This is a genomic window from Staphylococcus sp. EG-SA-2 (assembly GCF_017152085.1).
The window spans coordinates 1-2995 of sequence record NZ_JACYHC010000569.1; the positions used below are offsets into that span (position 1 = coordinate 1).

The 2995-nt window shown below is 34.3% G+C and carries 3 protein-coding genes and 1 pseudogene; all 4 read right to left on the reverse strand.

What is annotated here, in order from left to right; translation table 11 throughout:
* Positions 1 to 413, reverse strand: a pseudogene (locus IDG60_RS09790) (hypothetical protein); the annotation flags it as partial.
* Complete coding sequence (efeB, locus tag IDG60_RS09795) at positions 394 to 1623, reverse strand: iron uptake transporter deferrochelatase/peroxidase subunit (RefSeq protein WP_000186223.1); 1230 nt, start codon at positions 1621 to 1623, stop codon at positions 394 to 396. The gene efeB and the pseudogene IDG60_RS09790, both read right to left, overlap by 20 nt.
* Positions 1620 to 2474, reverse strand: coding sequence for an iron uptake system protein EfeO (efeO, locus tag IDG60_RS09800; protein ID WP_000737196.1), 855 nt, complete (start codon positions 2472 to 2474; stop codon positions 1620 to 1622). Before efeO ends, efeB begins: the two co-directional genes overlap by 4 nt.
* A 266-nt stretch (positions 2475 to 2740) precedes the next feature.
* Positions 2741 to 2995 (reverse strand): GNAT family N-acetyltransferase (locus IDG60_RS09805; RefSeq protein ID WP_206160655.1); only part of this gene is annotated, 255 nt, incomplete at its 5' end.

A 2995-nucleotide genomic window follows, 5' to 3' on the forward strand; every position in this document is an offset into this window, starting at 1 on the left:
GCATCTTTGGCATCGACTTGCTGTTGCAATAGTTTAATTTTAGAACCCGCATCTTTACTAGCCAATTTCTCTTCATAAGCAATTAATGACTTCGTTAATTGCGAAAGTGTATCTTTTTGATTATCATTCGCTTTTGCATCTTCAAGCTTTCTCACATCTGATTTGACAGCATTACCTTCACTATTATCTTCAAGCGATAATTTCTTAACTGCACTTACCACTTGCTCAATTGCTTTCTGCTTATTGTCATTCGATATCGAATTATTAGAAAGTGCAGATTTCGCATCCGTTATCACACTATATACATCACTAATACTTTGTTGTTCTGCTGCCTGACTTTTCAGTAACCCAAAGCTACACACCATAGCAGCAGTTATTAGCATTGCTACAAATTTAGTCAAATAATGTTTCACCAAGGTATCCTCCCTTACTAACACCTGGTAATACTAAAAATGAAGCAGAACCTCTATGTGTAATATATTCATTTAATTTATCATTACTACCTAAATTATTTTGTATATCGATAAATTGTTTTGTCGCTTTTTGAAAAGCAATGAACAACAAGCCTGTTTCGAAGTTACCTGTGCGGTCATCCGTACCATCAACATAATTAAAGGCTCTACGTAAAATTGACGTATTTGCTTCTTTCGCTAGTCTCGTATGGGCATCTTTATCAATAATATACTCGCCATGACTATCTTTCGCTTTTAAGTCAATTTCATCAAACTCTTTCCCACCTGTTAACGGCGCACCACTATGTCGTTTCCGACCAAATGTAGCCTCTTGTTCTTCCAGTGCAGTACGATCCCACGTTTCAATGTGTATTTGAATACGTCTGACAACACAATAAGTTCCATGTTTCGCCCATCCGTCATCAATAAACACATAATCTTTAAGTTGATTACTCTTTCTAGGATTAATTGTTCCATCTTTAAATGCCATTAAATTTCTAGGTGTTTCCTTACCTTTAGCAGAGATAAAACCAGATTGCGCCCAACGTACCTTAACAATATCTCGAAATGGACGAACTAAATTATGAACCGCATGAAAGGATACTTGCGAATCATTTGAGCATGCTTGAATCATAATATCACCATCGCTGTAATCGTCTATTAACTGATCATTCGGAAAATGCGGTAAATCTTTAAAGGCATCGGGAATTTTACTAGATAACCCAATTTTCTTCATCAAAGACTTACTAATCCCAAAGGTAATCGTTAACTTGCTTGCACCTAATCCTATCGATTCACCGGTATCTACTGGTGGCATTAAAGGATTGTTACTCGTCTTGCCAACTGTATCACCATCCATCATACGATCAGCCATAACCGTCCACTTTTTAAACATTGCCTTAATTGCATCTCTATCTTTTGACTTCAAATCTAACGCAACGAAATTGCATGTTTTTTGCGTGGGTGTGGTAATGCCTGGTTGCACTTTACCATAAAATTCATACGCATCTTTTTCCGGATCTTCTGGTGTATTGAACATTGATTTGAAAGACCACATGCTACCAACACCACTTGCGCCAATTGCAACACCGGCACCGCCAATACCTAACATTTTCAAAAATGTACGTCTTGAAAATTGCGTACTATCGTTAACTTGTTCATAATTTGTCATTCAGTAATCACAGCCATTTTACTTAGTGGCTCTCCTAATGCATTAACAGCATCCGCAAATGCTTTACGGTCTTTCTTCGATACTTTTTCAAATGACTCATAACCGCCGTTGTTATCTTTATATTTATCCAATAATTGATTCACTTTATCGAAGTTCATTTGAATATCATCACTTAATTTTTTATCTTTTTTCTCTAAAATAGGTTTAAATAAGTCATAAATTTTTTGTGCGCCTTCAACGTTCGCTTTAAAATCATATAAATCTGTATGTGAATAAATTTCTTCTTCACCTGTGATTTTAGAAGTTGCAACTTCATTTAATAGGTCAACAGAACCTTGTAACATTAATTTTGGTGTGATATCTAATGTATCAGCTTTGGCATGCAATTCTTTTGCATCTTTCAATAATTGTTGTGCATCTTTTTTAGTCACATCATCAATTTTCTTATCTTCGTATAATGCTTTTTCAATCTTATGATATCCTGACCATTCTTTTTCTTTTTTCTCTTCTTTCATATCTGCAAGACGTGCATCAATTTTAGGATCTAAATCTCCAAATGCTTCTGCAACTGGTTCAGAGCGTTCATAATACATACGAACTTTTGGATATAACGCTTTTGCTTGGGCCATATCATTATTTTCAATCGCTTTAACAAATTTTTCTGTACCTTTTAAAAATTCATTTAACTGTTCATCAGTATATTTATCATATGCTTTTGTTGCTTGTTTTAATTCTGCTTTAACACCATCATCTTTTTTCGATGTCTTTGAATCATCCTTCTTACTATCGTCGTTCCCACATGCAGCAATTAATAACGTTGATGCTAATAATAGCGTTGTTAACTTTTTCATTTTGACACCTCATTATAGAAATTCTATTATCCCCATAGACATGCCCTCATTCGTACTATCTCACACTCCCTAAATGCCAAGATAATACGTGGCTCTTAAAATGATGATTTTAAGGCATCCTCCCATGAACATTATCTAGTTGATAATAATTATCAAAATCATTATATTGTTATAAAATAATACTGTCAACAACCTTTTATTTTCAAAAATTAAATAAAAGAGCGATGCCATTTTAAATGTCATCACTCTTTTGTAAGTCTAATTTGTCATTTTTGGTCGTATTCTGATTTTAATAAACTATAGATGTAACTCGATGAATAAATACCATTTAGTAATTCATTGTCACGTAACATACCTTCTCTAGTAAATCCCAGCCTTTCAGGAATAGCTCGGCTTTTTTCATTATTAACTGCGGCACTAATCTCAATTCGGTTTAAGTCAAGCTCTTCGAAACAATACTTTATCAATGCCTCAACTGCTTGTGTCATAATCCCATGACCCTCAAATTGTTTATCTAAATA